Annotated in this window: 26 protein-coding genes; 11 read left to right on the forward strand and 15 right to left on the reverse strand. The window is 54.8% G+C overall.

Translation table 11 applies throughout. The annotated features are described in order from the left end of the window. Positions 1–24: 24 nt before the first annotated feature. Together IM700_RS09105 and IM700_RS09110 are read right to left on the reverse strand one after the other, a co-directional pair. Positions 25–975, reverse strand: a complete 951-nt coding sequence (locus IM700_RS09105) for an ROK family glucokinase (RefSeq protein WP_155606931.1) — start codon at positions 973–975, stop codon at positions 25–27. A gap of 351 nt (positions 976–1,326) precedes the next feature. Further along, positions 1,327–2,613 carry a DUF438 domain-containing protein gene (locus tag IM700_RS09110; RefSeq protein ID WP_193417280.1) on the reverse strand — a complete coding sequence of 429 codons (1,287 nt, stop codon included), beginning with the start codon at positions 2,611–2,613 and terminating at the stop codon, positions 1,327–1,329. 195 nt (positions 2,614–2,808) lie between these two features. On the opposite strand from IM700_RS09110, the gene IM700_RS09115 reads away from it, so the two are divergent. From IM700_RS09115 to IM700_RS09135, 5 genes are read left to right on the forward strand one after another with little or no spacing between them, the layout of a single operon-like run. Beyond that, positions 2,809–3,489 (forward strand): response regulator transcription factor, encoded by a 681-nt coding sequence (locus tag IM700_RS09115; RefSeq protein WP_155606929.1) that lies wholly within the window; start codon positions 2,809–2,811, stop codon positions 3,487–3,489. Next, positions 3,486–4,895 (forward strand): sensor histidine kinase, encoded by a 1,410-nt coding sequence (locus tag IM700_RS09120; protein WP_193417281.1) that lies wholly within the window; start codon positions 3,486–3,488, stop codon positions 4,893–4,895. The genes IM700_RS09115 and IM700_RS09120 overlap by 4 nt, the downstream gene beginning before the upstream one ends. Before the next feature lie 60 nt (positions 4,896–4,955). After that, a complete protein-coding gene (locus IM700_RS09125; RefSeq protein WP_193417282.1) occupies positions 4,956–5,870 on the forward strand; it encodes an ATP-binding cassette domain-containing protein in 915 nt (304 codons plus the stop codon). Continuing rightward, positions 5,867–6,583 carry an ABC transporter permease gene (locus IM700_RS09130; protein ID WP_193417283.1) on the forward strand — a complete coding sequence of 239 codons (717 nt, stop codon included), beginning with the start codon at positions 5,867–5,869 and terminating at the stop codon, positions 6,581–6,583. The genes IM700_RS09125 and IM700_RS09130 overlap by 4 nt, the downstream gene beginning before the upstream one ends. Position 6,584: 1 nt before the next feature. Further along, positions 6,585–7,325: an ABC transporter permease gene (locus IM700_RS09135; protein WP_193417284.1), complete on the forward strand. Its 741-nt coding sequence runs from the start codon at positions 6,585–6,587 to the stop codon at positions 7,323–7,325. A 114-nt stretch (positions 7,326–7,439) separates the two neighbouring features. Here IM700_RS09135 and IM700_RS09140 read toward each other — a convergent pair whose 3' ends face one another. The 3 genes from IM700_RS09140 to IM700_RS09150 all read right to left on the reverse strand — a co-directional run bounded on the left by IM700_RS09140 (position 7,440) and on the right by IM700_RS09150 (position 10,754). Further along, positions 7,440–8,294 carry a carbohydrate ABC transporter permease gene (locus IM700_RS09140; protein ID WP_193417285.1) on the reverse strand — a complete coding sequence of 285 codons (855 nt, stop codon included), beginning with the start codon at positions 8,292–8,294 and terminating at the stop codon, positions 7,440–7,442. Positions 8,295–8,297: 3 nt separating this feature from the next. Continuing rightward, on the reverse strand, positions 8,298–9,266 hold the full coding sequence (locus IM700_RS09145) for a carbohydrate ABC transporter permease (RefSeq protein WP_193417286.1): 969 nt from the start codon (positions 9,264–9,266) through the stop codon (positions 8,298–8,300). Between the two features lie 75 nt (positions 9,267–9,341). Continuing rightward, a complete protein-coding gene (locus IM700_RS09150) occupies positions 9,342–10,754 on the reverse strand; it encodes an ABC transporter substrate-binding protein (RefSeq protein ID WP_239483722.1) in 1,413 nt (470 codons plus the stop codon). A gap of 264 nt (positions 10,755–11,018) precedes the next feature. Here IM700_RS09150 and IM700_RS09155 point away from each other — a divergent pair, with 264 nt between their 5' ends. From IM700_RS09155 to IM700_RS09170, 4 genes are read left to right on the forward strand one after another with little or no spacing between them, the layout of a single operon-like run. Next, complete coding sequence (locus tag IM700_RS09155; protein WP_193417287.1) at positions 11,019–11,930, forward strand: ATP-binding cassette domain-containing protein; 912 nt, start codon at positions 11,019–11,021, stop codon at positions 11,928–11,930. Between the two features lie 2 nt (positions 11,931–11,932). Further along, positions 11,933–12,670, forward strand: coding sequence for an ABC transporter permease (locus IM700_RS09160; protein WP_193417288.1), 738 nt, complete (start codon positions 11,933–11,935; stop codon positions 12,668–12,670). 6 nt (positions 12,671–12,676) lie between these two features. Beyond that, positions 12,677–13,900 (forward strand): sensor histidine kinase, encoded by a 1,224-nt coding sequence (locus IM700_RS09165; protein WP_193417289.1) that lies wholly within the window; start codon positions 12,677–12,679, stop codon positions 13,898–13,900. After that, the gene (locus tag IM700_RS09170) at positions 13,897–14,499 is read left to right on the forward strand and encodes a response regulator transcription factor (protein ID WP_155606920.1); all 603 of its coding nucleotides are present in this window, start codon (positions 13,897–13,899) and stop codon (positions 14,497–14,499) included. The genes IM700_RS09165 and IM700_RS09170 overlap by 4 nt, the downstream gene beginning before the upstream one ends. 287 nt (positions 14,500–14,786) lie before the next feature. Here the strand turns inward: IM700_RS09170 and trxB are convergent, their stop codons facing one another. Then, complete coding sequence (trxB, locus tag IM700_RS09175; RefSeq protein ID WP_193417290.1) at positions 14,787–15,743, reverse strand: thioredoxin-disulfide reductase; 957 nt, start codon at positions 15,741–15,743, stop codon at positions 14,787–14,789. Between the two features lie 111 nt (positions 15,744–15,854). Further along, positions 15,855–17,591 (reverse strand): tetratricopeptide repeat protein, encoded by a 1,737-nt coding sequence (locus IM700_RS09180; RefSeq protein ID WP_193417291.1) that lies wholly within the window; start codon positions 17,589–17,591, stop codon positions 15,855–15,857. A gap of 355 nt (positions 17,592–17,946) precedes the next feature. Between IM700_RS09180 and IM700_RS09185 the strand changes: the two genes are divergently transcribed. Beyond that, the gene (locus IM700_RS09185; protein WP_193417292.1) at positions 17,947–18,339 is read left to right on the forward strand and encodes an iron chaperone; all 393 of its coding nucleotides are present in this window, start codon (positions 17,947–17,949) and stop codon (positions 18,337–18,339) included. Positions 18,340–18,389: 50 nt separating this feature from the next. Here the strand turns inward: IM700_RS09185 and IM700_RS09190 are convergent, their stop codons facing one another. The 5 genes from IM700_RS09190 to hisA are packed head-to-tail and all read right to left on the reverse strand — an operon-like array spanning position 18,390 to position 22,453. Beyond that, positions 18,390–19,337 carry a ribose-phosphate diphosphokinase gene (locus IM700_RS09190; RefSeq protein WP_155606916.1) on the reverse strand — a complete coding sequence of 316 codons (948 nt, stop codon included), beginning with the start codon at positions 19,335–19,337 and terminating at the stop codon, positions 18,390–18,392. Between the two features lie 17 nt (positions 19,338–19,354). Next, on the reverse strand, positions 19,355–20,191 hold the full coding sequence (hisJ, locus tag IM700_RS09195) for a histidinol-phosphatase HisJ (protein ID WP_193417293.1): 837 nt from the start codon (positions 20,189–20,191) through the stop codon (positions 19,355–19,357). A gap of 18 nt (positions 20,192–20,209) precedes the next feature. Continuing rightward, entirely contained in the window at positions 20,210–20,920 is a 711-nt protein-coding gene (gene hisIE / locus IM700_RS09200) for a bifunctional phosphoribosyl-AMP cyclohydrolase/phosphoribosyl-ATP diphosphatase HisIE (protein ID WP_193417294.1), read from the reverse strand. Beyond that, the gene (gene hisF, locus IM700_RS09205; RefSeq protein WP_193417295.1) at positions 20,917–21,675 is read right to left on the reverse strand and encodes an imidazole glycerol phosphate synthase subunit HisF; all 759 of its coding nucleotides are present in this window, start codon (positions 21,673–21,675) and stop codon (positions 20,917–20,919) included. Before hisF ends, hisIE begins: the two co-directional genes overlap by 4 nt. 22 nt (positions 21,676–21,697) lie before the next feature. Continuing rightward, the gene (gene hisA, locus IM700_RS09210) at positions 21,698–22,453 is read right to left on the reverse strand and encodes a 1-(5-phosphoribosyl)-5-[(5-phosphoribosylamino)methylideneamino]imidazole-4-carboxamide isomerase (protein ID WP_193417296.1); all 756 of its coding nucleotides are present in this window, start codon (positions 22,451–22,453) and stop codon (positions 21,698–21,700) included. A gap of 55 nt (positions 22,454–22,508) precedes the next feature. Between hisA and IM700_RS09215 the strand changes: the two genes are divergently transcribed. Continuing rightward, a complete protein-coding gene (locus tag IM700_RS09215; RefSeq protein WP_193417297.1) occupies positions 22,509–22,769 on the forward strand; it encodes a hypothetical protein in 261 nt (86 codons plus the stop codon). Between the two features lie 25 nt (positions 22,770–22,794). Here IM700_RS09215 and hisH read toward each other — a convergent pair whose 3' ends face one another. Genes hisH through hisD form a run of 3 tightly spaced genes read right to left on the reverse strand, consistent with a single transcriptional unit; the run spans position 22,795 to position 25,343 of the window. Then, the gene (hisH, locus tag IM700_RS09220; protein WP_193417298.1) at positions 22,795–23,427 is read right to left on the reverse strand and encodes an imidazole glycerol phosphate synthase subunit HisH; all 633 of its coding nucleotides are present in this window, start codon (positions 23,425–23,427) and stop codon (positions 22,795–22,797) included. A gap of 4 nt (positions 23,428–23,431) precedes the next feature. Continuing rightward, the gene (hisB, locus tag IM700_RS09225; RefSeq protein WP_193417299.1) at positions 23,432–24,046 is read right to left on the reverse strand and encodes an imidazoleglycerol-phosphate dehydratase HisB; all 615 of its coding nucleotides are present in this window, start codon (positions 24,044–24,046) and stop codon (positions 23,432–23,434) included. Then, the gene (gene hisD, locus IM700_RS09230) at positions 24,039–25,343 is read right to left on the reverse strand and encodes a histidinol dehydrogenase (RefSeq protein ID WP_193417321.1); all 1,305 of its coding nucleotides are present in this window, start codon (positions 25,341–25,343) and stop codon (positions 24,039–24,041) included. The genes hisB and hisD overlap by 8 nt, the downstream gene beginning before the upstream one ends. Between the last annotated feature and the right edge of the window lie 42 nt (positions 25,344–25,385).

The raw sequence follows: 25,385 nt of genomic DNA on the forward strand, positions 1-25,385 counted from the left end.
CGACTTTTTGAACTTCCTTAATAATTAGGAGCGGAGGAAGAGGCCGGCGGCACCAACCATCCCCGCATCATTGCCCAGCGTAGCCGGTACGATTTGCATGCCTCTTTGCACCGGCTCCGGCGTCAATTTGGCGAATACGCTGCGGACTTCGTTAAACAGAATGTCGCCTGCTTTGGATACCCCTCCACCGACGATAAACAGTTCTGGATTCAGAACGACCGCAACCGCCGCCATCGATTTGCCCAGATAATAGGCCGCACGGTTCACGATACGGATCGCCGCCTCGTCACCGGCTTTAGCCGCATCAAAGACGTCCTTGGCCATAATGTTCTCCACATGCGACAGCGACGTCCGGTCCCCGCGTGCCACGGCATCCTTAGCCATACGGATAATGCCCGTAGCCGAAGAGACGGTCTCCAGGCAGCCCATTTGTCCGCAGCCGCAGCCGATCGCTTCCAGGTCCGGAACGACGGACATATGCCCAAGCTCGCCGGCCATCCCGGAGAACCCTTGATAAATTTTACCGTTCATGATGATGCCGCCGCCAACGCCAGTGCCCAGCGTGTAGCATACGCAGTTCTCGATTCCTTTGCCGGCTCCGCCCCAGGCTTCGCCCAGCGCCGCCACATTGGCATCGTTGTCTATTTTGATCGGCTTGCCCAGTCGCTGTTCCAAAATCTCACGAATCGGGAAATCCTTCAAACCTACATTCGGCGCCAAAATAATAATCCCCTCGCGGACATTCGTAAACCCAGCCACGCCAGCGCCTACCCCCGCGACCTGCTCCCAGGCGAACGGCGATTCTTCCACGACGCGCCGGACGTACTTCTCGATGTTCGCGACGATCGTATCCGCGCCCTTATCGACTTCGGTTGGGCCTTCATACGTATGAAGAAGTTGACCTTCTTCATTGCAAATGCCAACCTTGACTGCCGTACCGCCCAAGTCAACGCCAATGTAGATTTTTTCAGACATTTTCACAAGCCACCTTTTTCTTAAATAATAGATAATTTACGTGTCCATACGTGCAAAAAGGCCATTCTCTATCCATCACCACGCTGACCGCGCCATGACTGAAAACGCCTTCGCAAGTAGTTTACTCCTACGTACCAACTATAAGCGAACCCTTCGGTTCGGTCAAGAGAAGGGGGGAAACGGCAATCCCAGTAACGATAAGGGATTTTGCGTAAATGACGTAGATCACAGACAGGTGGATGCGACCCCAAAACCCACTAATTCCCTTTGACCTCGTCACCTCAACAATGCCCATAAAAAAACCGGCATTCGCAATACGAATGCCGGGGGTATGTCGCGTGACGTGCGGATTTAGGATAAAATCCGTTTTTGCCCTTCCAACTCACGAATGGGAGCGATATTCTGCGTGAATTCTAGCGTTCCCAAATAACGGCCATCTTCGCTGCGAACGGCAAAATAGCGGATGTAAACGAATTTGTCCTTGATCGGAATCCAGAAATCCTCGGCATCCTTCCGCCCTGCTTTGAAATCCTCCAACAATTGGTTGACGACATGGACGCTTTGCGGCGGATGGCAATTTTGCACGGTTCGACCAATGACCGCCTTCGTCCGGGCAAATATCCGTTCCTTACCGTGAGAGAAATAACGGACGACATCGTTCTCGTCAATAAACGTCAAATCGACCGGGAGATGGTTCATCACCGCCTCCAGCTGCTCCATCGACAGAATGCCGGTTTCGAATTTGACGAAGCCCTGCGGGACTGCCGTCCCCTCTGGGGCGGTTCCCCCGGCTTCGGCCGCAGTTGCTCCCGATTCGCCGTCTGAAAGCTGAAGCGGCACACGCTCCGGAATCCATTCGTGCTCCGGTGCCGTCAAGCAGAAGCCAATTTGTTCGCTTTCCCTGGCGATGCTGACCCATTCGTCTTCCGTTAACTTCTCAAGGGCCATCGGCAGCAAAATATTCTCTTCTTTAAAGATCATTTCGTTGACTTCCTTAATGATCCGTTCGAGATCCAGGAGGATCGTCTCCTGATCTGCGCTGCCGTTCGCCAGCTTGCCCTTTGTTTCCTTAATCATCATGCGAATTCCGTCATCAATTCCCCACATCACCTTCGTCGGTCCGTAGACGCCGTACTTCTCCAAATACGGGAACAGCAGGTTTTCTTTGCGGCTGTAGTGCTTATCCAGGTCCAGAAGCAGGCTTAAATCCTCCAACAGCTTGAATACCAGCTCCTCGCCGGCTTCCCTCCGGTACTTGTCGAGATGCAGCCGCAGCTTGAAATTGACCAGTCGCTCGATCTCTCGGTTTTCCTGCTTAAAGGTGTGCACCGGATGGCCTGGCTGTTCCTCCGGCTTGGACGAGCGGTGAATATCTTCAATCGAGCCCTTAAATATCGCCGTATGGACCGAGCACAACCGCTGCACCTCCTCAACGGGGATGCCTTCCTCTTCCATCAGCGCATGCTCCATCGCGGAGATTTCCGATACGGTCACGTCGCCGACCGCCGCTTCAAACCGCGCCTTTACTTCGTCTACGCTCTTGCCCTGATGCAGCTCTTTAATGATTTCTTTCAGCAGTTGCTGACGCCGGTTCAGTTCCGGAGCGCCAAACTCCCGATTATTGATCAATTCACTCATGGTCCAGTCCCTCCTTATAGGGTTTAACTTCTGTCTCTTCCGACTCTCTCGCTGATAACCATTCTCAAGAACAAGGTAGCACAGGGAAAATCGCCGACTTGTGATTGCAATCACAAATATTCCGAGCGAATCATGGCTCCTCCCGTTTCTTTTTTCTCCGTCTTTTGCCAAAATAGAAGGAGGAGGAATGCCATCATGCCTATAACAAATTTGCTATATATTGAAGACGATCTCGAAATCGGCGAATGGGTCAGCACAAATTTGCAGGAGCGCGGTTACGCCGTTACCTGGCTGAAGAGCGGGGAACATGCCGTAGAGAAGGCTGCCGAGTGCCAGCTGGTCATTCTCGATGTGATGCTTCCTGGCTTGGACGGCTTCACCATAGGAGGACGTTTAAAGCAGCAGTACCCTGAGCTTCCGGTGCTGATGCTGTCGGCCCGAACCTCAATCGACGACAAGCTGCAGGGGCTCAAATTCGCCGACGATTATTTGACGAAGCCGTTCCACCCCGACGAGCTGGCGGCCCGGATCGAGGTGCTGCTGCGCCGCAGCGGGGGTTCCGCCGACCCGGAGCCGCTGCGCCTTAAACATTTGCTTGTGTATGAAAAAGAAAATCGGATCATCGATCAGAACACCGGCGAAGAAATCGTGTTGACCGGTAAGCAGTTTCATATTTTTGCCTACCTGCTGCGCCATCTCGGGCAAATCCTGACCAAAGAGCAGATCTACGAAGCGGTATGGAATGAACCCTATCTGGACGGGGACAAAACCTTGATGGTCCATATCCGCCACCTGCGCGAGAAGCTGGAACGCGATCCCGCGAATCCCGAAGTCATTGAGACGATTCGCGGGATCGGGTATCGGGTGAGAGCATGAGATTCCGTCCGGTTCGCAAGTTCCGCAAATCGCTGCTCACGAGATACGTGTTGATCCTGGTAATCGCTTTTGTCTTCATCCCCGTTCTTATTCCGGTTAGTTTTTTCGCGTCTTGGAGTATCAATTTGCTGATGAATCCGGGACATTTATGGCAACAAACCAAACGCCCCTACGGGACGGGTATGGACATCGAGACCACTTGGCACCAGGCTGCCGCCGGGCTGAAAGGAGCTTCTGTCGAAACCATCGACGGGAAACTCAAGGAGCTGAAGAAGCGTTATCCCGACGCCGCGCTGTATTGGGTCGACACAGCCGGACAAACCCGTCTGCAGCTGCCGGAACAGGGAACGGTGCCGAAGCAGTGGTCCCTGGAAGACACCATCGCCTTCATGAAGCAACGCGTGGACGCCGACCCTTTTACGGTCGTCGCTTTCATTGGCGGGAACGAACGGGCCAAGCAGGGCTTCATGGTACTGGAGCTACCGCGTAAATTTATGGTGATCCAAGATGTGGACCGGCAAAGCGACAGCCGTTTCTACGGCGTTTTTTTAGCGATTCTGCTGGGGGCGTTCGTGCTGCTGTCCTATCTGTTCTTCAGCGATATTCGCAAACGGCTGCTGCTCCTGGAGGCCGGCATGACCCGTCCGGGCCCCGATGGGCTTCCCTCTCTTATCCATGAAGGGCGACCGGACGAAATCGGCAGGTTGGAGCAAGCTTTTAACCACATGGTGTTCGAACTGAAGGACAGCCGCCAGCGCGAAAGCGAGGAAGAAGAACTGCGCAAGAGCCTGATCAGCCATTTATCGCATGACCTGCGTACGCCGCTGACTGTGCTGGGGAGCCATTTGTATTCGCTCCGCCAAGAGTCATTAAGTGATCAGGGCCGGCAATCGCTAACTTTGATGGAGACCAAAATCAGCGATTTGTCCGGCCTGATGGACCATCTATTATCGTATAACCTGCTCTCCAGCGGGCGTTATGCCATGTCCTTGGAGCGGCTTGATGTTATGCGGCTGGTAAGGGAGAGTGCCGCCGCCTGGTATCCCGTTTGGGAGAAGGCCGGGATCACGGCCGATGTCGAGTTGCCGGAGCAGCCGCTCTACTGGAACATTGATGCCCAGGGCTTCCGCCGCGTGCTGGATAACCTGTTCCAGAACCTCGTACGGCATGCGGGTTCCGGACGTTATGCGGGGATTACAGTAGAGCCTCGTGGCGATGCTACAGCCCTCGTGATCGGGGACCGCGGCCCTGGGATGGAGTCCGCTTCAGCCGCTGTAGGAGCTGGGCTAGGCCTGCAGATCGTCGATCTGCTGCTGCGGGAAATGGGGCTTACCCGGGACACGGTATCCACGGATGAGGGAACGAAGATATATATTTATCCGTCCATAAAATTAAACGAATCTTAAACTTCCTCTGTCTATGTCTTTAAACTCCGGACGATATGATCATTTCCGAGGTGATAGATCGTGAATGAAATGATCATTCAAACAGAAGGCTTAACGAAAAAATACCGTGGCCGCGCCGCGGTAGACCATTTAAACCTGGAGATCGCCAAAGGAGACATCTACGGGTTCCTGGGGCCTAATGGCGCTGGGAAAACAACGACGATCCGCATGCTGCTTGGCTTAATTCAGCCGACCTCTGGTTCGATCCACATTTTCGGCCGCGAGCTGCAACGAGACAAGCTGGCCATCCTGCGCCGCATCGGCTCGCTGGTCGAATCCCCGTCTTATTACGGCCATCTTAGCGCGATTGATAATTTGGAGGCGATTCGCCGCATTTTGCAGGTGCCGAAATCGCGGATCGACGAGGTGCTGGAGATCGTCTCGCTAACCAGCGAAGCACGCCGGCCCGTGAAGGGCTTCTCCCTCGGGATGAAGCAGCGTCTTGGCATCGCGGCATCGTTGCTCGGTAATCCTGAGCTGCTCATCCTGGACGAGCCGACCAATGGGCTGGATCCTTCCGGCATTCACGAGATTCGTGAATTAATCAAGAGCATGCCTCAGAAGTACGGCATCACCGTACTGGTATCCAGCCATCTGCTCGGCGAAATGGAACTGATGGCCAGTAAAGTGGGCATCATCCGCGAAGGCCGGATGGTGTTTCAGGATACGATCGACAATCTGAGGCTCCGATCGGCGCATGATATGGAACTCGTCGTATCGGAGCCGGACGAGGCGCTCTGGATTGCCCGCGATCTGGGCGCAGCCGGCAAGCTGCAGAGCGGAACCCTCTCGTTTCCGGGCATGGCTGATGCCCAGGTGGCCCATCTGGTCAAACGATTGGTGGAAAATGGACATTCCGTTTATCGCGTTGAACAGAAGAAAAAATCGCTCGAGGACATCTTCATGCAGGTGATCGGGGAGGGGGCAGCGTTATGATGTTGCGCTCCCTATCCTCCGACTTCCTGAAGATTCGACGCAAAGGCATTTGGTTCTTGATTTTCCTGGCTCCGATCGGGCTGATCGTCATGCAGGCGCTCAATTATGGGCTGCGCTTTGACTGGATGATGAAGCAGCATGCGAGTGATCCATGGGGCGGATTATTAGAGAACATCTCGTTTTTTGTTCCCATTGCCCTTTATCTCGGATGCACGCTGATTAGCTCGCTGGTCGCCAATGTGGAGCATCAGGTGAGCTCTTTGAAGCAACTGCTCGCTCTGCCGATCTCCCGAACCGCGGTGTTCAGCGCCAAGTTCCTGCTGTGCTTCCTGTTGCTATGCGTATCGTGCGTGTTGTTATCAATCGCCACAGTGATTCTTGGGGTATCCTTCGGCTTCAAACCCGGCTCGATCCCTTTTCCGGATTTGGCACGCCTGGGATTTTATCCGCTGTTTGCCGTACTTCCGCTTCTGGCCTTGCAGCTCTGGCTTTCACTGGCTTATCGCAACCAAGCGCTTCCGGTGTCCCTTGGTGTGACCATTTCGATCATCTCGCCGTTTACGATGAATCTGTCGGAATGGTTCCCCCTGAACTGGCCGATGTTCGGGCTCCTCGGACCGCACCGCGAATGGTTCGTGGCGGCTGGCCTGGCCGTCGGCGCGGTCATCCTCCTGATCGGGTTAATTCATTTCAACCGAAAGGACGTGGACTAAGATGAGAACCTTTCTGAACGTCTTGGCCGCCGAACGCCTAAAAATGGCGAGATCCCGCGTGTGGCTCGTCCTGTTAGCCAGCCCGGCCTTATCCGCCCTGATCGGCGTCTTGATCGATCTTCCGGACGGCTTGGATGCGAGCGCCTGGCCGCTCTTGATCAGCGGTATGTCAATGCTTCACGGGCTGTTGTTCTTGCCTATTATGTCCGGCTTGTTCCCGTCGTTCCTGTGCCGCTACGAGCATACCGGCGGCGGATGGAAGCAGCTGCTTGTATTACCTGTCTCACGCAGCGCAGTATACATGGCCAAGTTCACCGTTGTCTTCGGGTTGCTAGCCGTCTCCCAGTTGCTGTTCTTAGCCGCTCTCCTGATCGTGGCGCAGGTCCAGGGCATTTCCGGCCCGTTACCTTGGGGAATGATCGCTACGAGTCTTCTCGGCGGTCTAATTGCCTGCTTGCCGCTTGTCGCCTTGCAGATGGGCGTATCGCTGGTTTGGACCAGCTTTGCCGCCCCACTCGCGGTCAATGTCTCGCTGACGATTCCGAACCTGTTGATCATCAACTCGGCTAAAATCGGCCCATACTACCCATGGGCCCAGCCGCTACTGGCCATGATGCCGCGCGGTCAGGCGGATTACGGCGCCTTTAATCTGCCGTATGAGAGCCTGTTTATCACCGTTCTCGGCAGCTTCCTATTGTTCCTGGCAGCCGGCCTGCTGTACTTCCGACGCAAAGCGGTGTAGGAACACACAACTACAAAAAGGCCTGTAGATTAGCCGGATGAGCCATTACTCATCCAAGCCAATCTAGAGGCCTCTATTTATAGGGGGGGTATTATGAAATGCTAAAACACCAGGTTATTCTTTGACGCCACCTAAAGCGACACCGGCAATAATGTACCGGGACAATAGGAAGTACACAATGAACAATGGTAACGCGGTCAACGCTAGCCCCATATAGATGGAACCATACTCCGTCTTATAAATATCACCGCGAAGTAAGCTTACCATGATCGGCATCGTATACTTACTCTTATCCGTCAGCAAAATGAGCGGCATAAACAGGTTGTTCCAGTTCGCTACGAAGGCAAAAATGGCCTGAGTTGCGATCGCCGGCATCATCAGTGGCAGAATGATTCGGTTAAACGTTTTGAATTCGCCGGAACCGTCTACACGTGCTGCCTCGACGATCTCCAACGACAACGTAGCAAGCAAGTACTGACGCATGAAAAATACCACAGCCGGTGCTGCAATCGCTGGCAAAATCAGCGGAAGGAAGTTATTGGTCCAATGTAATTTATACATGAACTGATAAAAACCGATGGAGCTAGCTTGGGCTGGGATCAGCATCACGCACATAATAAAGGTAAAGAACGGTTGACGCAACTTCCAATTATAAGCCACAAGACCATAAGCCGTCAGGGACGAGAAATACACCGTCAGGATGGTTGCAGCACCCGAGATCGTAAACGAGTTCACGAACCCTTGAATCGGGTCAAAGCTCTTGTCCAGCAGCACACGCAAGTTGTTCATCATATGAGATGAAGGAAGCAACGAGAGGCCGCTCTGGATTTCAGGAGTGGAACGTGTAGCGTTCACAAACATGATCCAGAAAGGAAGAATGCTGAGTAGAGCCAACAAGATACACACGATATAAATAATCGTCCGGTTCACTCTTAACGCGACGACACTACCCTCTTTAATTTTTTCCACGGCTTACACCTCCCCTTGAGCTGCACGATCAGCCTTTTTCTGCTGTTTCAGTGCTTTTTTCAATTTCGCCGCATCCCGATCACGCATGAGGTAGAACAAGACTGCGGACAAGAGGGCCGCGATCAAGAACAAGATCATACTTGCTGCTGCAGCTTTGTTGTACATATAACTTCCCTTGAACGCTTGCGTGTAGATAAAGACGGAAGTCGTAAGTGTAGCATCACTAGGTCCACCTTGCAGGAACAATTGCGGAATATCAAACATCGTTAAACCGCCAATCATCGATGTAATCAATGTGTAGAGCAAGATGGTACGAAGACTTGGCAACGTGATGCGGAAGAAGGTTTGCCAACCGTTCGCGCCGTCAATTGCCGCGGACTCAAATAAAGCAGGATTTATGCCCATAACGCCTGCTACCAGAATGATCATGGTGTTCCCATACCACATCCAGAACTGGATGAATGCCACGATCCCCCGCGCCGTCGTCTTGTCCTGAAGGAAGAAGATCGGCGCATCGGACCAACCGAACATTTGGAATAGACTGTTCATTGGTCCCATTGGATAAGCGAACAGGGAGCTAAAAAGCACTGCAATCGTACTTGCAGTGATAATATTCGGCATATAGAGCAAGATCTTGAATGCACCTTGTCCTTTAATATTTAGGCGCTTGTTAGTGAACCAAGCGGTGAGCAAGAGTGCTAGGCCAATCTGTGGGACAAAGTTGATAGCCCATAGCAGCCCTGTATTAACGAGAGACTTCTTAAATGAAGCATTCTCAAGGATCAGATCTTTAAAGTTTTGAAAAGGGTTATCGAGAATTTCAAGCGGTTTTGGGATAATACCTTGCATATTCGTGAAACCGATGATTAGAGTGTACACAATGGGATACAGCGAGAAAACTAAAAAAATCAAAATAAAGGGTAAAGAAAAAATATACCCGTATCTCGAATAATTAACTCCTTTGTGACGCATGGCTCTCACCTCTTTTTAATGGATATAAAGGGGCGGGAAACACCCCGCCCCTTCGCATCTACCGCTTATAACTTCTTATTCGCTTTCGATGCCAAGTTGGTCTTTCACTTGTTGTTTGAAGGTTTTGATCGCATCGTCACGGGATTTGTTGCCTGCCGTGTAATCACGAACTTGATCGCGCCAGAGTTTGTTGATTGTTTCGTCGTATTGCGTCAAGTTCTTACCGGAAGCGTTCGCGTTAGCCGGTACGAAAATGTCAAACATGTTCTGGCCGCCGAGCAATGGAACTTCGCCATTCGATTTCGACATAACTACGGAGGAAGCTACGCTATCCTTCGTCCCTTGCTCGCCCTCTTTCATCGTGCCGTTAGCCCACAGATATTGGAGGCCCGTTTCGGAAGAGTCAAGCGTTACCCAATTGATAAAGTCTGCAACTGCTTTTTTCTTCGCTTCGTCTTTGGTTACATCTTTGTTAGCCAAGAGCCAAGTACCGCCCCAGAAGAAGCCTGTTGGTGGTTCAGTAACTGCCCAGTCACCATTCGTATCTTTTACATTGTCTTTCATTGTGTAGTTGATGAGCCAAGCAGGACCAAAGAAACCAAAGATCGGTTGAGGGCCGGTTCCGGACATATCCGCGAACCAAGCTTCTTGCCAGTCTTGTGTATCGTTATGGAAACCGTTGTCTTTCAACTTTTTGGAGAGATCAATGAACTCTTCACGTTTTGGATCGATATGAAGTTTGCCGTCTACAATCCAACCTTGTTCGGAACTGTTCTCGATCGCATGCCACATATCGCCGTCACCGGATACGATGCCGTAGCCTTTAGCTTTCAGCTTCTCAGCTGCCGAGAAGAACTTATCCCAACCAGGACCAACTTCAGCTTTGATTGCAGCTGGGTCGTCTGTTCCGAATACGTCCTTCGCAATCGAACGACGGTAGATGAACGCGCCGCCAGTTGCTTGGTAGCCAAGGCCTTTCAACGCGCCTTCTTTACTACCGATATCTACAGAGTATTGAGCGATGCCTGCGTCCTTAACCATTTGGTCAGTCAAGCCCAGGTCAGCGTAGTTTGCCGCATAACTGGAAGCATCACCTTGCGTATACTTCAGGACGAATGCTGCTTCAGCCGCATAGATGTCCGGAGCGTCTTTGCCGCCGCCGGCCAGAGCTTGGTCAAGCGCAGGCTGGTAAGCGCCATCAGTAGTAGCGATAACTGTGGTTTTGAATTCAACGTTTGCATCTGGATGCAGTTCCAAATATTTTGTTGTCATATTCGGAATTTCATCCGTAAAGCTCCACAGATTGATGGTAACCTTTTCACCCTTAGAACCTGTACCCGCGGAAGAATTCGATTCCGTCGGCGTATTCGTATTCGAGGACGATTCGTTCTTGGAGTTGTTGCCTCCGCAAGCCGTGAGGGCTGTCGTCATCACCAGCAATGCAGAGATCCCGATCAACAGGTGTTTCATGCGTTTCATGCGTTTCATGCTTTGCCTCCCCTTTTTGTTTTCTACTCGGTATTTTGTAACCGCATTCATATTTTAATACATCTTGCCCCTCTCCATAAGTAAGCGCTTATTGGGAAAAGTTCAACTATTTTTGGGTCTTGCCAGGAGGAAGCCTGTAACCGCTTAACCCCTTGTGACAATTGTCATCTTTAACTCATGACAATCCTTACTAACGAGGTTCGGAGCGTTCCATTATCCTAGAGTTAACCGATAAAAAACCAGAAATTGGAGGCGAAAATTAACGTGGAATCCATCATTGAAATGCACGACGTCAGCAAAAGTTTCAAAGATAAAAAGGCGGTCGATCACCTATCCTTCCGCATTCCCAAAGGCTCCATCACCGCGATTCTCGGTCCGAACGGAGCCGGGAAGACAACCGCAGTCTCTATGCTTCTCGGCTTACTCGAGCCTACCGCTGGAACCGTAAAGCTGTTCGGTAAGTCACCAAAGGACCGGACGGTCCGTCAGCAGACCGGCGCCATGCTGCAAGAGGTCAGCGTCATGGACCGGCTAAAGGTACGCGAGGTGCTGGAACTAATCCGCAGCTACTACCCGAATCCGATGGAGCTGGCTGAACTGGTCCGCCTGACCGGGCTTGGAGCGGCTGACTTGAACCGATATGCCGAGAAGCTGTCCGGCGGACAGAAACGCAGCCTGGGCTTCGCCCTCGCCTTGGCGGGCAACCCCGAGCTGGTGTTCTTCGACGAGCCGACTGTCGGGCTTGATATCACTGCCCGGCGGCGCTTCTGGGACAGCGTCCGTCAACTGGCCGAGCAAGGGAAGACGATCGTCTTCACGACGCATTACTTGCAGGAAGCTGACGATATCGCCGATCGGATCCTGTTGTTTAACCGGGGCAGCCTGGTTGCGGACGGCACGCCGGAAGCGATTAAATCGCGTATCGTCAAGCGTTCCGTTTCCTTCCTCACCGACGGCGACGGTACCGAACTGCGAAGCCGGCTTTTGGCGCTCTCCCCAGTCGCGGAGTGCTTCAACAAAGACGGCCGAATCCATGTGACGACGGACGACACGGATGCGGCGCTCGCTGCCTTGTTTACAGCCGGACTTCCCGTCCACGACATACGAATCGAACAGGGTCGTCTGGACGAAGCATTCGAGCAGCTTACGGCCAATCATGAAGAGGAGGCGGTCTAACGATGCGCACGATAACGATGCAATGCAAAGCGGAAATGCTACGGGTATTTCGCAATCCCTATTATGTTTTCTGGTCGCTGCTAATGCCGGTCATGTTCTATTTTATCTTCACTCGGGTCGTCAATACCGGAGCCGACAATCCGGGCGAGTGGCAAGCGCATTACCTGATGTCGATGACAACGTTCAGCGTCATGGGTTCTGCGATCATGACACTCGGCATCCGGCTGGTACAGGAGCGAACCCAAGGGTGGTCCACCTTCATGCGAATCACGCCGCTCCCCGGGCCGGTATACTTCTTCGGCAAAATGTTCGGCCAAACGATGATGCACCTGTTTTCCGTCGTGTTTATTTTTATCGCAGGGTATTTGATTAACGGGGTATCGTTGCCTTGGCACCTGTGGATCTACAGCGGACTTTGGATTGTGGCGGCTTCGCTCCCTTTCCTCGCGTTGGGCACACTGGTCGGTCTGATGAAACGCGTCGATACGGCGAGCGGTGTCAGTAACGTATTGTACCTCGCACTAGCTGTCACGGGCGGGATGTGGATGCCAATCGAAGTGCTGCCTAAAGCGATGCAGGCCATCGGCAAATGGCTACCCTCCTACCAGTTCGGCGGCGGTGCCTGGTCGATCGTTCAGGGCGTTGCACCGAGCTGGCGCAACGTGTTGATTTTGCTGGGCTACCTCTTCCTGTTTATGGTACTATCCACATATATCCGAAAAAAACAGGAAGCGGTGTAATTTCACATGAGGTTCGGCAAGTTCGAATTATTTCCGAAAAAATACGGCTGGTTTCCTTACATTTGGCCGATTTATCTCGCTCTTCCCATAGTTAATATTCGCGGAGAGGAAGGCGTCAAACTGTTTATCGGCTGTGCCATGATTGCCCTCTTTGCGGTGACGTACCGCCAGTTATACTGGGCTACCGGTCAAACATTTAACTTATGGCTTGCGCTTCAATTAGGGTTGATTCTCGCGCTCTGCGCATTCTATAGTCCATACAATTTCTATCTGGGTTTCTTCACCTCGAACTTTATCGGCTGGTACACCGACCATAAGAAATTTAATATCGCGATATCTTGCTTTGCTGCAGTGGAATTGCTGTCGCTCCTGATTGGCTCCCGGGATCTGCTGGTTACTGACCTACCGTTCCTGGTGCCCTTTCTGCTCATCATGCTGGTGATGCCGTACGGCATCCGTTCCATGGCAAGACGGCAGCATCTGGAGCAGGAACTTGACCGGGCAAACGAACAAATCAAAGAGCTGATCAAGCGCGAGGAACGGATGCGGATCGCCCGCGATTTGCACGACACGCTGGGGCATACCTTGTCCCTGATCACGCTGAAGAGCCAACTGGTCGAGAAGCTCGCAGGCAAAGACTCCGAGCGGGCCCAGGCCGAAGCGCGTGAAATCCAGCGAACCTCCCGAGCGGCTTTGCGTCAGGTGCGGGAGCTCGTCTCCGACATGAGGACGATTACGGTTGCGGAGGCCCTGGCCGAAGCCGGCGAAATCTTGCGGGCGGCCGACATCGCCTTTGACGTAGAGGGCGATCCACGGCTAACCGGCGTGTCGGACTTGACGCAGAACATCGTCAGCCTCTGCATCAAAGAGGCGGTGACGAACATCGTCAAGCACAGCCGGGCTACGCGATGCTCCGTCACGGTCGAGATCGCCCCGGCCGAGGTGCGGCTCCAAATCGAGGACAACGGCATTGGGTTGGCCGCGCGGAACGCGGGCGATGGTGATGGCAACGGCGACGGGCCGTTCACGCCGCCGGGCGACAGCGTCGCGGGCAACGGCCTGAAGGGCATGGCCGAGCGGCTGTCGCTGATCGACGGCGCATTAACCGTTGGTCCAGGAGTCCCGGGGCGCTCGGACACTCCCGAATCCGGCTCCCGCCGGGGCACCCGGCTGCGGATCGCGATCCCGCTCATCGTGAAGGAAGCCAACAAAGAGGGGGAAACAGCATGATCCGCATCGTGATTGCCGAGGATCAACGCATGTTGCGGGGAGCGCTAGCCTCTCTGCTCGATCTGGAGGACGACCTTGAGGTCGTCGGCCAGGCCGGAGACGGGGCCGGGGCGCTGGCGCTTATCGAGACCCTGCGCCCGGATGTCTGCCTGATGGACATCGAAATGCCGTTGATGAGCGGACTCGAGGTTGCCGAGAAGCTGCAAGCTCAGGGATCGCCGTGCCGCGTGATCATTCTGACGACGTTTGCCCGGCCGGGTTACTTCGAGCGAGCTGTCAAGACCGGCGTTCAAGGTTATCTGCTCAAGGACGAGTCCAGCGATCGCCTGGCGGAAGCGATCCGCCGGGTGATGGCCGGACACCGCGAAGCTTCGCCGGAGCTTGTCTTCGGCAGCCTCCGCCGGGATAACCCCCTGACCGCTCGCGAGCAGGAGATCCTGCGGCTGGCTGCCGAAGGCCGTACCGCTGGGGAAATTGCCGGATCCCTGCACTTGTCCTACGGCACCGTCCGCAATTATATTTCGGAAGTTTTGAACAAGCTGGAGGTCAAAACCCGTATTGAAGCGGTACGCCTCGCGGAGGAGAACGGCTGGATTTGAGCAGCTCGCTGGACACGAAGACACACAAAAGGACGCCGAAGATCGGCGTCCTTTTAAAGTTATATACGATTTTTCGCATACAATAGGGCGCAGACGACGAAAAGTCCGAAATATATTCGGTTTTTCATATAGATTCTAGGACTTCGTTTAGAGGTTGCCTAAATCTGTATGAAATTTCGTATACATTCCTTTGAAATCGCCGAAAACTCCCACATTGTAATCGATTTTTCGCATACATTCTGACCAGAACAACACAATCTGCTCTGCGCCCCTGTCCATTCACTCGCTCAACTCCCCGTCGGACCGCTCCAATCGTGCACCATGCTGCCCTCGAGGAATTTCTCGCAATCCATCGCCGCCATGCATCCAGACCCGGCCGCGGTGATCGCTTGGCGGTACCGCGTATCCTGCACGTCACCGCAGGCGAAGACTCCGGGTACATTCGTTTCCGTTGTTCCCGGCTTGACGACGATGTACCCGTGCTCATCCGTCGCGACCGCGCCGCCGAGGAACTTGGTGTTCGGGGTATGGCCAATCGCCACGAACACCCCGTCGGCTTCCAGCAGCTGTTCCTGATCGCCGGTATTGTTGCGTACTTTTAGGCCCTTCACCTTGCCGCCGTCTTCCGTCACCACTTCCAGGGGCGTGCGATTCAAGGCCCAGCGAATTTTCTCGTTGGCCTTGGCCCGATCCTGCATAATCTTCGAAGCGCGCAGCTCTCCCCGGCGATGCACGATCGTCACCTCCGTGGCGAATCGGGTCAAGAAGTTCGCTTCCTCCATCGCGGAGTCGCCGCCTCCGACAACGAGAAGCTTCTTGCCGCGGAAGAAGAATCCGTCACAAGTTGCGCAGGTGCTGACCCCCCGGCCAACGTTCTCCTGCTCGCCGGGAATCCCCAAATACCTAGCCGACGCTCCCGTCGACAAAATGACCGTTTCGGATTCCAGCCTCTCGCCGCCCTCTAATGTCACTTGAAACGGCCGTTTCGAGAAATCAACCGCCTCGACCCAACCGTTCCTAAACTCAGCGCCAAAGCGCTCCGCCTGCTTACGCATGTTGTCCATGAGCTCGGGCCCCATAATGCCTTCCGGAAAGCCTGGAAAGTTCTCCACTTCCGTCGTCGTGGTCAGTTGCCCGCCGGGCTCCAGGCCTTCGATCACCACCGGGCTCAAGCTCGCCCGCGCCAAATAAGTCGCCGCCGTCAGTCCGGCTGGCCCCGTTCCAATCACCAACACTTTATGCATTCGTTCGTACCTCCTTGGTTCCTAGGAATTTGCTCGACCTCTCGATTCCTATGTAAATGGAATGCTCCATCAAATTTTCCCCAAGTTGGACCCGCTTTACCCGCAAACAAACTATTGGACCGACGGAAAAATCGCCTCAATCTTCTCTTTCACCCCGCACACCTCATCCACACGTTGAACGTAACGGCGTGCCGTCGATGCCGAAATATTGTAATTCTGCGCTACCTGTTCGTAGGTGACCGCCAGGCCGTGCATTTTGGCCGTCAAATACTCGAGTGCCGCAGCCCAACCTTCCAAATGGGAAATCGTTGGCGTATCCGGATATAACCGGGTGAGAAAATCCGCCCACAACGTCTCCATATCATGCTGCTGTTGAAGATCGAAGCTCCGCTTCATCCGCTCCATCGCCAAATCCACGACCGCCTGCCATTCGTTCTGCCATACCGGTAGCTCTGTCGACACACGGCTGGGATCGACCATGGTCGTCGTCGCCCCGGTTCGAACGGGCAGTGGATTGCTTACGCCGAGATTCCGGAGCACGAACAGAGCCATTTCCTTCAGATAGGCATCTTCCTCCGGCTCCAGCAAAAAGCCTTGCAACGCTTCCTCGACTTCCCGATCAGCGATCAGGCCCAACGCCTGAATCACCTGAAGCTTTGTCTTCGCATCCCCGTGGCGTAGTGCCCAGAAGAACGAAGAGCGGATCAACGGATTCTCCTTCAACTCGGTTGGGATGCCTTGATCCGTGACCTCCCAGCGCTTCATTTGCTCCTCAAACGGCAGCAGGTACTGATAATTCACCGGAAACGGCCCCGCTTCGGGATGCTCACGCTCCTGGGCGAGACAGTTTAAATAATAGTCCGACACGCTCGAGCCGGGGTCCAGCCTTTTGGCCGCATTCCAAAGTTGTTCCGCTTCAGATCGCCGTCCGGTATAATACGCTGCCACGGCCGCGTAGTGATAGAGGCTCGCTTCAAAGGACGCATCCTCCCCGCGCAGCAGCCGTCTGAAATGGCCGAAGGCCGCGTTGTGACGGCCCAAAATGCCCATCGTCGTCGCCAGCTTGAATACGTGCTCCTGGTGGAAGGGCACGATATTTTCCAATCGTCCGGCCAACTCCTCCAACGCCTCGTGGTTTCCTTCATGCTGGTAAAAAATCGCCAGATTACACAAACCATGCAAATTCCCGGGGTCTTGTGCCAATACCTCTCCCACCGTATCCAACGCTTTGCGGAACAACCCTAGGTAGTAATACCCTAAGGCCAAGTTATTGCGGGCTGCTAAGAAATCAGGCCGGTTTCGCACGAGTTCCTCCAGCATCTTCACGGCTTGCGCAAATTTGCCTTCTTCCAGCAACGCGCGAGCCTGATCATGCTCGTAGACGCCATGCCGGGACTTGATGCTCTTCAGCTTGGTTGGTCGATCCAGCTCGTATTGCAGCAAATCGATCATCTCTTCGGCTTCGCTCAGAAACTGGCCGCTCTCATCCTGCTCCAGATAACTGACGAGCGCCTCTTCGGCCGCTTCGAACATATCCATATTGGCATAGTTGTTCGCCATGTAGAAATAACATTCCGTCATGGCCGGGTCAACCTCTTCCAAAACGGTCTGCAGCACCTCATTGGAAGCCTCGTAATCTCCCATTTCCGATAAAATCCCGGCCATGTTGCAGTGATTCACCGGGTTGCTCGGCTCGTATTCCACGGCTTTGCGAAAATATTTCAATGCCTTGTCATAGCGATAGCGGTCCAACGAAGAGACAGCTCTCTCAAAGAAAAACCCCGCATCCATCGAGAAGGGCAGTACTTTTCCCCGTTTGGTTTTGGCTGGTCGCTTTTTTTCGTTCAAGCAAGGCACCTCCTTTGATTTCTTTTCTGATAAGTCTACTTCCCGTACACTCAGGTAAACTCTCCATTCCACAGTATAACATAGGAGAAGCTGTCCTCCCACGGGGAATCCTGCCGGAAAATAACGGATGTGGCAAAGCGGGGGAGGAAAACCGCCTCTCACAGCCGAATAAATAAGATATTTGCAGAGAAAGGAGTTATTTCCATCATGGGGTTCGTCTGGGAGAACATGATCATTGCTGCATTAGCACTCGCTCTTGTGGTCTTTGCCGTCTGGTCCATATTCAGAAATATGCGACATCGAAAATAAAAACCGCCCTATATCTGCAATCATGAGAAGGAGGCCTTGTAAAACGATGGAAGCGAATAACCCCTCGTTTGCCACAATCGATGAATATATCGCCCAATTCCAGCCGGAGATTCAGGACCGACTGCAGCAAATCCGCAAGCTGGTTCGGGAGGTTGCGCCTGACGCGAAAGAGAAAATCAGCTACCAAATGCCGACGTTTGAAACGAATGGCAAAAATCTGGTGCATTTCGCGGCCTTTAAGAAGCATATCGGCTTTTACCCAACGCCTAGCGGTACGGAGGAATTTGCAGAGGAGTTGTCCGTTTATAAGGGCGGCAAAGGGTCCGTACAGTTCCCCTTGAATCAGCCGCTGCCGCTGGACTTGATTCGCCGCATCGTTCTCTTCCGCGTGGCGGAAAACCAACGGATCGCGGAAGAGAAAGCCGCGAAGAAACGTTAGAACATAAAAAAAGCCGCCCCTAGGGCGGCATTTACTCGAATCGGTTTAGACTAAATTCCCCGATCCTTGAACAAAGCGGCAATGGATCCGCCTTCCAGGATAAACTGCGTGGCCCGGGCCAGCATCGGCGCGACCGAGAGCACCTGTACATGGGGCGAATGCAGCTCCGGCTGTGCGATCGAATCGGTGACCACCACCTGGCGGATGTTCGGGTGCTGAAGCTTATCCAGAGCATTTTCGGAAAAGAGCCCATGCGTCGCGCACACGTAAGGGTCCGCCGCCCCCCGTTCTTTCAGGCTTTCCACAACGTTAACGATGGTGGTCCCGGTATCGATCAAATCTTCGATAATGATCGGCGTATGCCCGGCGACGTCGCCGATGACGTGCGTGATCACCGATTCGTTGTGCGTGGGGCGTTTCTTGATCATGATCGCGAACGGCGAATCCAGCCCATTGGCCAGCTTTTCGGCCATCGAAGCGCGTCCCGCATCCGGCGAGACGATCACGGGATTCGGGATCTGCTGGGCCTTCAGATAGTCGGTCATCAAGTCCAGCGCGGTCAAATGATCGACCGGGATGTTGAAGAAGCCTTGAATCGCCGGCGCGTGCAAATCGATCGTCACCACCCGGTTCGCCCCCGCCGTCGTCAGCACATCGGCGAGCAGCTTGGCCGAAATCGGCTCCCGCGGCGCAGACTTGCGTTCCTGCCGGGCGTAACCGTAATAGGGCATAATGATGTTGATCGTTCGAGCAGAGGCCCGTTTCGCCGCATCGATCATCACCAGAAGCTCAACGAACAGCTCATTGATCGGATGGGCTAACGACTGAACGAGAAACACATCGAAATTACGGATGCTCTCTTCATAATGCACATAAATTTCTCCGCTTTTGAATCGCGATAACTTCACTTTTCCGGGTTCGACACCTAACCGGCCGCAGATATCTGACACCAACTTCGGATTGGACGAACCGGAAAACACACGCATTTTGGCTTCCATAATATCCTCCCGAATCCTTATTTACGACTTCCCTCTTCCAGAGGAATCATCGTCCGCCGACGTCCTTCAAAGGTCGCCAACTCCCGTACGCCCAGGTTATATAGCAGGGTACGTGCCTGATCCAGGTGTTCGCTCAGTTTCTGCGGATCATGGGCATCCGACCCGATGGTGAGCGGAATACCCAGCTCAATCGCGGCCCGCAAAATCCTTTCGCTCGGAAACATCTCGGCGCACGGCTTGGATAATCCCGAGGCGTTGAGCTCCATCGCGATCCCGGCTTTCTTAACGGCAGCCAAAGTTTTACGTTCTAACTGGATCGTCTCTTCTTCCCGTTCGGGTCCCGGCGTATAACCAAACCGCTTGATCACATCGAGGTGGCCGAGGAAGTCGTAGAATCCTGTCTGTGCGGCCTTCGTCACGGCATCATAATACCGCTCATATACCGCAAACACATCCTGGCCTTCCCAGTTGTGAACCTGGCGGAAATCCGATACATCCCATTCCCAGAGAAAATGCACCGAACCGATCACATAATCCCACGGATAAGCCGTGATGATTTGCTCGATGCGCGCCTCCCAGCCTTCAATATAGTCGCCTTCCAGACCAACCCGAACATCGATTTGCCCGCGGTATTTCTCCTTCAGCCGAAACGCTTCTTCGACATAACGAGGCAACTCCTCCATCGGCATGGCCATTTCCGGATAATAGGTAGCCGGATCGACATGCAGCAGCGGCATATGGTCGGAGACGCCAAGCTGGGACAAGCCGATTTCGATCCCCCGGCGAACGTACTCCTCCAACGCGCCAACGGCATGTCCGCAGCGTTCATGATGCGTATGGTAATCGATCAACATCCGTTTATGCACCCCGCTCTAGTCGCGCCGCGGCCGTTCGTGACGCCGCTCCAGCTCCTGCATGATATCATCGAGCGGCAGGTTGCGTTCGCGCAGCAGCACCAGCAAGTGATAGATCAGATCGCTCACTTCGTAACGCAGCTCGTCGTTATCGCCGTTTTTGGCCGCGATGATCGACTCGGCGGTCTCTTCGCCGACTTTTTTGAGGATTTTATCGAGACCTTTCTCAAACAAATACGTGGTATACGCCCCTTCCGGACGTTCCGCGTAACGCTCGGCGATCAGCTGTTCCAGCTCTGCGAGCACCTTGAAGCGATCCTCGGCCCCGCCATTTAACCCAGTTGAAGCTGCCGCTATCTCAGCCTCAGCTGCCGTGCGATAGAAGCAAGTCGGCTCCCCGGTATGGCAAGCTGGCCCATTCGCAATCACCTCGACCAATAGCGTGTCTCCGTCACAGTCGTATTTCAAGGCCGTGATCCGCTGGGTGTTGCCGGAGGTCGCCCCTTTGTTCCACAGCTCAGCGCGCGACCGGCTCCAGAACCAGGTTAATCCGGTTTCCACCGATTTTCGCAGCGACTCGCGGTTCATGTAGGCTAGCATCAGCACGTCCTTGCTGCCCGCATCCTGCACAATCGCCGGAACCAGCCCGGATGCATCCCATTTCACCGCTTGCTCCAGTCCCTCTACAGATAGCGATAATTGCAGCGGTTGTTCATTTCCTACGGTCATCGTATTTCCACCCCTTTGGCTTTCAGCTCTTGTTTCAAATCCGGTATCGCAATTTCTTTATAATGAAAAATCGTCGCCGCCAGCGCCGCGTCTGCCTGTCCTTCGGTAAATACCTCGTAAAAATCGTTCGCCTTTCCGGCCCCCCCGGAGGCGATGACCGGGATCCCTACCGACCGGCTCACCGCGCTCGTCAGCGGCAAATCGAATCCGTCCTTGGTGCCGTCGGCGTCCATGCTCGTCAGCAAAATTTCCCCGGCTCCCCGCTTCTCGGCTTCTTGCACCCAAGCGAGGGCGCGGATCCCTGTCGGCTTGCGTCCGCCGTGGGTGTACACTTCCCACTCGCCCCACTCGGCGTTAAACTTGGCATCTACCGCCACCACGATACACTGGGAACCGAAGCGCCGTGCCCCATCCGAGATCAGCTCGGGATTCACCACCGCCGCCGTATTAATGCCGATCTTATCGGCTCCGGCGCGCAGCAGGCGCTTCATGTCATCGACTTGGGAGATCCCGCCGCCAACCGTAAACGGGATGGCAATTTCGCCTGCCGTTTGCTTCACGACCTCGACCATCGTAGCCCGTCCTTCGTGCGATGCGGAAATGTCCAGGAACACGAGCTCATCCGCTCCCTCCCGATCATACAACGCCGCCAGCTCTACAGGGTCGCCGGCATCACGCAGGTTCACAAAATTCACGCCTTTGACGACCCGCCCGTCCTTCACGTCCAGGCAGGGGATAATTCGCTTTGCGAGCATGCTGGTTCGACTTCCTTTCTATCTATTCTACGTTCGAGGATTTCAAGGATCCAATCGCCGTGATCGCTTGGGTCAAATCGATGTTTCCCGTGTACAGCGCTTTGCCCACGATCACCCCACCGATCCCTTGATCCGCATGCGCCGCGAGTCGCAGCAAATCGTCCTGCACCGTCACCCCGCCGGAGGCAATCACGGTTTTGCCGGATGCCTGAGCCAGCGATAGGATCGCTTCAACGTTAGGACCTTGCATCATCCCGTCGCGGGAAATGTCCGTGAAGATAAACGTCTCCGCCCCTTTGGCGGCCAACTCCTTCGCCAGCACTTCGGCTTGGACCTCGGATGTTTCCAGCCAGCCGCGCGTGGCGACAAGGCCGTTCCGGGCATCGATGCCGATGGCGACCTGATCGCCGTAAGTGCCCAGCACCGCTTCGGTAAACGCGCGGTCTTCGATCGCCGCCGTGCCGAGAATGACCCGGCTTACGCCCAGCGACAGCAGGCGTTTAACGTCATCCAACGTGCGCAGCCCGCCGCCGACCTGCACCGGCACTTGCACGCTGCGGGCAATTTCGCCGATCAGCTCGTCGTTGACCGGATGTCCGGCCTTGGCGCCGTCCAAGTCGACCAAATGAATAAACGACCCGCCTTGCGCTTCCCAGGAACGGGCCACTTCCACCGGATTGGCATTATACACCGTTTCGCGATCGTAATCGCCTTGGACCAGACGCACGCATTGCCCCCCGCGAATATCGATAGCTGGATAAATCATAAAAGATGACATGGATGAAAACGACCTCCCGTCGTAGTTGATCTGAAAACTGCGATGTAATCGTGTAATGATTGCGTTGACTGCAATCGTAGGAATTGATGTGGTGACAGCAATAATCGGATTTGAAGCAACACCTGCAATAACGGTAATTTATGGCGCTATTTCGGCGCGTTCATGCAGTTTGAGCGAAAATAGCGGTATTTTCTGGCGTTATTTAAGCCAAATCGCTGGTTTTGAAGTAACTTGCCCCATAATAACGCCACTATATACCGCTAATCACCCGCAAACCCTGCCGACCCGCAAAAACAAAGCCATAAATTACCGTTAAAAACGGATCGGATGCAATGTGAAACCTACGCTTCCACCTGCCGCCGCTCCACCAACGTCAGGAAGTTGCGCAGCAGCGCCATGCCAAGCTCGCCGCTCTTCTCGGGATGGAACTGCATCCCGAACACGTTGCCGCGGCCGACGATGGCGGTCACCGGATGGCCGTAGTCGGTCACGGCCAGCACATCCTCTTGCTGCTCGGCTAACACGTGGTAGGAGTGGACGAAGTAGACATGTCCCTCTTCCAGCCCCGCGAGCAGCGGGTTCTCCGGCTGCCGGAACGCCAGCCGGTTCCAGCCCATATGCGGCACCTTGTACCCTTCGGTGCCCGCAAACCGCACCGCTCGGCCCGGCAGCAAGCCTAGCCCCTCGTTCCGCCCATGCTCTTCGCTTTCGCCGAAGAGCAGCTGCATCCCGAGGCAGATGCCGAGCAGCGGCACACCTTGACCGGCCGCCTGCCGCACCACGGCGTCCAGACCCGACGCGCGCAAATGCTCCATTGCGTCGCCGAAAGCCCCAACGCCCGGCAGCAGCACGCCGTCCGCCGCCAGGATCTCCGCCTCGTCCGCGGTGACGCGGCCTTCGTAGCCGAGGCGCTCTACCGCTTTGCTAACGCTATGCAGGTTGCCCATCCCGTAATCGACGATGGCGATGTTCATTGCGTTACAGCACTCCTTTCGTCGACGGCACCCCGCTGACTCGCGGATCGATGCTCGTCGCCTCATCCAGCGCCCGCCCGAGCGCTTTGAACACCGCCTCGATCATGTGGTGCGTGTTCTGACCGTAGTGCACAATCACGTGCAGCGTGATCCGCGCCTCCAGCGCCAGCTTCCACAGAAACTCATGCACGAGCTGCACATCGAAGCTGCCGACCCGATCGGAAGGATATTCCGCGCGATATTCGAAATGCGGCCGGTTGCTAACGTCGATCACCACTTGGGCCAACGCTTCGTCCATCGGAATGAACACGCTCGAATAGCGTTTGATTCCCTTTTTGTCGCCCAACGCCTCCCGGATCACCTGACCCAGGCAGATGCCGATATCCTCCACCGTATGATGGTCGTCGATCTCAATATCGCCGCGTGCTTGGACCGATAAATCAAAATGTCCGTGTTTGGTGAACAAATCGAGCATATGGTTCAAAAAAGGCACGTCCGTTTCCAATTGAGCGCTCCCGCTACCGTCCACCGCAAAGCTCAACTGGATATCGGTTTCATTCGTTTTGCGGCTGACGCTCGATTGTCGAGCCGCCGTTCCCTCGTTATTCAAATTAGCCATGTTCGTTCCCCGCCTTTCCTTCCTGCTGTAGCCGGACCTCGATCGCCCGGGCATGGCCTTCCAGGCCTTCCCGCCGCGCCAGCTCCATAATGGTCGCCCCGTTCTCCAGCAGCGCTTCCTTGCTATAGTAAATCAAACTGGATTTCTTAATAAAATCGTCCACATCGACGGGCGACGAGAATCGTGCCGTGCCGTTGGTCGGAATGATATGGTTCGGTCCGGCGAAATAATCGCCAACCGGCTCCGAGCTGTACGGCCCGAGGAAAATCGCCCCGGCATTCTCCACCCGCCCCAGATAACCCATCGGATTCTCTACGATCAGTTCAAAGTGCTCCGGCGCCAGCTGATTAATCACGTCGATTCCTTCTTCGATCGAATCGACGAGTAGAATCGCGCCGTAACGCTCGATCGAAGCTCCGGCAATCGCCTTGCGCGGCAGCGCGGCCAGCTGCCGCTCCAGCTCGGCCTGGCATGCCTTCGCAAATGCCTCCGACGGCGTCACGAGGATCGCCGACGCCATCTCGTCGTGTTCGGCCTGGGACAGCAGATCCGCCGCCACATAGGCGGGATTGGCGCTGTCGTCGGCTAGCACGGCGATTTCACTAGGACCGGCGATACTGTCGATATCGACGACGCCGTACACTTCGCGTTTCGCCAACGCGACGTAGATGTTGCCCGGCCCGCAGATTTTATCGACGGGCCGGATCGTGTCGGTGCCGTACGCGAGCGCGGCAACCGCTTGAGCCCCGCCGACCCGGTAGATTTCGTGCACGCCGGCTTCCGCCGCGGCCACGAGGATATACGGGTCGATCCCGGCTTTGCCGCCCGTCGCCGGCGGCGTCACCATCACGATCTCCGGCACGCCCGCCACCTGCGCGGGGATCACGTTCATGAGCACGGAGGAAGGGTAGGCCGCCTTCCCGCCAGGAACGTAAACCCCGACGCGCTTCAGCGGCCGGATGATTTGTCCCAGCAAGCTCCCGTCCGGCTGCAAATCCATCCAGGAATTGCGTTTCTGCCGGGCGTGGAACGCCCGAATATTCGCGGCCGCTGCCTGAATCGCGGTAACGAACGACGGCTCCACCACGTCATAAGCCGCCTTCAGCTCCTCCTTCGTCACACGCAGCCCCGACGCTTCCAGCTTCATGCCGTCAAATTGCTCTGTGTAACGAAGCAACGCCGCATCGCCTTCCATTTTGATCGTCTGGACGATCGTCTTCACCGCTTCGTTCTGTTCCGGCGATCCGTATTCCACTTCCCGCCGCAAATCAAACTCCTCTGCCGATACCAGTTTCATCATCCGGCATCCCCCTGCTTTCCTCACTTATATCGTTTCTCG

The organism is Paenibacillus rhizolycopersici, from assembly GCF_014947195.2.
GTDB classification, from domain to species: Bacteria; Bacillota; Bacilli; order Paenibacillales; family Paenibacillaceae; genus Fontibacillus; species Fontibacillus rhizolycopersici.